Genomic DNA, 3021 nt, shown 5'->3' with positions numbered 1-3021 from the left:
GTCATCGCCGACGGCCTGTCCTGCTGGATGGGGCGCGACGGCAATTACTGGGGCCATAACGCCATCATCCGGACGCAGGCCTTCGCCGACCATTGCGGACTGCCGCATTTGAAGGGACGTCCGCCCTTCGGCGGGCATATATTGAGCCATGATTTCGTCGAGGCGGCGCTGATCCGCCGCGCCGGCTACAGTGTCTACATGCTGCCTTCGCTCGGCGGCTCGTTCGAGGAAAGCCCGCCTTCGCTGATCGACGTGGCCTCGCGGGACCGGCGCTGGTGCCAGGGCAATTTGCAACATATCCGCGTGCTGCCGGCCAAGGGCCTGCATCCTGCCTCGCGCCAGCATTTCATCACCGGCGTCATGGGCTATATGGCTTCGCCGCTTTGGATGGCGCAATTGCTGGTAGGCATTCTCCTTGTCTTCCAAACGAGCCATATCCGGACAGAATATTTCCCCAAAAATTTCACGCTTTTCCCGATCTGGCCGCGCTTCGACGCCGAACGTTCGCTGGAATTGTTCGAAGTGACCATGGCTATGCTGCTAGCCCCAAAATTCTTCGGCCTGATCCTGGCTGTGGTCGACGGACCGACGCGGCGCGGCGCCGGCGGCGCGATCCGGCTGACCTTCTCCACGCTGTTCGAAGTGCTGATGTCGGCCTTGCTGGCGCCGATCATGATGATGATCCAGACCGGCCATGTGCTGCATATCCTGTTCGGCTTCGACACCGGCTGGGACGCGCAACGACGCGACGACGGCTCAATCCCGTTCAATGACATCGTGCGCCGCCACCGCTCGCATGTGACGCTTGGCGTGGTCTCGCTGATCGCTGGCCTGCTGATTTCCCCCTCGCTGGTCGCCTGGATGTCGCCGACGATCGCCGGTCTGATTTTGGCCTTTGGCCTGTCCTGGGCCAGCGGACAGCGCTCGATAGGCCTGGCGTTGAAACGCTTCGGTCTGCTGGTGACGCCCGAGGAGTCCAATATTCCGCCCATCGCGTTACGCGCGAACGCCTTGGCGATGCAAATGGCCAGCGGCGGCCAGGATGGCGACGACGCCTTGCGCGTCGTTCACGACGACCCGACTTTCCGGGCGATCCACGAAGCTTTTCTGGCAGACGGAAAACCGCGCGCGCACGGCGACATCAGTCCCGAACGCGCTTTGGCAGACGCCAAACTCAAGGACTCCGAGAGCATCGAGGACGCCGTAAAATGGTTGTCCCCTAATGAGCGTATGGCTCTCCTGCACGATCGCGCTTTGATCGGCGCGCTGGCGCGTCTCCCTTCGCTAGAAGGCGCGCCCGCCATCCAAGCGGCATAGAGCATGACGACTCGATTTCAGAGTCGGACGGGAAATGGCGCCGTTTTCGGCGATGACTTGCGATGCGGCGCGCATCCCGACGAAGGCCGTATCGCTGCATGGATCGGGCTAGGCGAACCAATGCGCGCATTGCTGCTGAGGAGGTCGGCGGAAACCGAACCTGTCTGAGTAAATTCCGAGCCTGCCTCTGCGCCATTTAACGAACGATATTCTTCGTCAGGGACTCGGCGCCATGTGATCGAAGCCTGTCGGCCTCAAGGACACGTCCGCGATCTCTGAAAACCAGCCACTTCACCTGCGGCGCGGGGCGCCTTCATCACCGCGTCGAGCCGCTCAACGATGACGCGCAGCCGCCAGCGACGGTTTAGTTCGTCCGAAATGTTAAAGGGAGGATAAAATGAAAAAATTTATGATCATCGGCATCGCAACAGCGGCGTTGATAGGCTCGGCTCAGTTCAAGGGTTCGGTTGCCCAGACGGGCGATAAAACTCCACCCACGCAGTCGGAACAGAAGCCGGGACCGGTGGACAACCAGGTCGCCAATGACGTCGACGCCAGAATCGCCCAGCTCAAAGCGAACCTGCACCTGACTGTCGATCAGGAAAAGAACTGGCCGGGCGTACAAGCTGCATTGCACGATTATGGAATCGGCCAGTTGAAAAATGCCATGGAAAACGGCAATCGCCCGAGCCGCCGTGACCGTGAAGAGCAGGCTCAGGATCGCCCCAATGACATCGCTCTTATGCGAACCATGGCCGACGGCCTCACCGCCAGGGGCGCATCCTTGAAGAAGCTCGCCGACGCCGCCGAACCGCTCTATACCAGCCTCGACGATCGGCAGAGGCGCGAACTGGTCCAGTTCCTCAAGACCGACTTCGAAACACGCCGCGGCTGAGGTCCGGCGGAGCCTGCCGCTTCGCCCGGTGCTTTTTTCCAGCGCCGGCAAGACGCCCAACCGACGCGCCGGCGACTGGCGCCTGACGCCAGCCAAACGGACCGGTCAGGGCGCGCCCATCGACGCCGACGCGTCTCGAAACCGAAAATGGTCGGCGGCGTTCAACAACATCAAGGGTGATCAAATGAAAACTCAAATCGGAATTCTCGCGGCGCTCGTCGTCATCGCCACAATCCCTCCGTTTCAAGCCGAAGCAAAGGGATGCATCAAAGGCGCGATCGTCGGCGGCATCGCTGGACACATGGCCGGACACGGCGCCATTGGCGCGGCGGCAGGCTGCGCAGTCGGTCATCACGAGGCGAACAAGCCGCGCCCAAGCCAGGAAGGGCAGCCAGCAATCCCCCCGAAGTGAAGGCGACAGTGGGCTGGGCAGGATAGTCTTAAGACGCGGCGCCCGGATCAAAAAGGCATTGAAGAGAACGACGACTTTGCGCGCCGTCGCTACGGCGGCGGCAAGGCTCTCAATGGCTTTCAAAGTTTGTTATTGTTGTCCTGATGAGCTTTTTTGTCCGCCTCAAGGCGCTTTATGGCGAGCTGATAGGCAATGTAATACATGTATATGTGGTCGACATACTGGACGGTTTCCTGCCCCACGATTTCAGCCGCGCCAAGCTCGACATTATTAAACCAGATGTTTGGATCGAAACCGGCCCTTTCCGCGAAAGCGCGGAACTTCGCCAGATTGCGAGGGCCGGCCTCGCCGACGAAGCCGCTGCGCCGCCAAAAATCGCAGCCTGAAGAGGCGCAAA

Annotated in this window: 3 protein-coding genes and 1 pseudogene; 3 read left to right on the top strand and 1 reads right to left on the bottom strand. The window is 60.8% G+C overall.

Annotation, left to right across the window (positions count from 1 at the left end; translation table 11 throughout):
- The 3 genes from mdoH to ACLP2E_RS18035 all read left to right on the top strand — a co-directional run.
- A partial coding sequence (gene mdoH / locus ACLP2E_RS18045; RefSeq protein WP_442466721.1) for a glucans biosynthesis glucosyltransferase MdoH occupies window positions 1–1317 on the top strand: 1317 nt, incomplete at its 5' end.
- Window positions 1318–1726: 409 nt separating this feature from the next.
- Window positions 1727–2212: a Spy/CpxP family protein refolding chaperone gene (locus tag ACLP2E_RS18040; RefSeq protein WP_442466720.1), complete on the top strand. Its 486-nt coding sequence runs from the start codon at window positions 1727–1729 to the stop codon at window positions 2210–2212.
- 184 nt (window positions 2213–2396) lie between these two features.
- Complete coding sequence (locus ACLP2E_RS18035; protein ID WP_442466719.1) at window positions 2397–2624, top strand: hypothetical protein; 228 nt, start codon at window positions 2397–2399, stop codon at window positions 2622–2624.
- A 119-nt stretch (window positions 2625–2743) separates the two neighbouring features.
- Here ACLP2E_RS18035 and ACLP2E_RS18030 read toward each other — a convergent pair.
- A pseudogene (locus tag ACLP2E_RS18030) lies at window positions 2744–3021 on the bottom strand (hypothetical protein); the annotation flags it as partial.

Source organism: Rhodoblastus sp., assembly GCF_052145335.1.
In the GTDB taxonomy this organism is placed as follows: Bacteria; Pseudomonadota; Alphaproteobacteria; order Rhizobiales; family Beijerinckiaceae; genus Rhodoblastus.
The sequence above is the reverse complement of the archived record's forward strand: the minus strand, read 5'-3'. Positions and strand labels throughout refer to the sequence as shown.

Coding starts and splice junctions, on each gene's coding strand:
- ACLP2E_RS18035 (WP_442466719.1), top strand. CDS start 2,397: ATGAAAACTCAAATCGGAATTCTCGCGGCGCTCGTCGTCATCGCCACA.
- ACLP2E_RS18040 (WP_442466720.1), top strand. CDS start 1,727: ATGATCATCGGCATCGCAACAGCGGCGTTGATAGGCTCGGCTCAGTTC.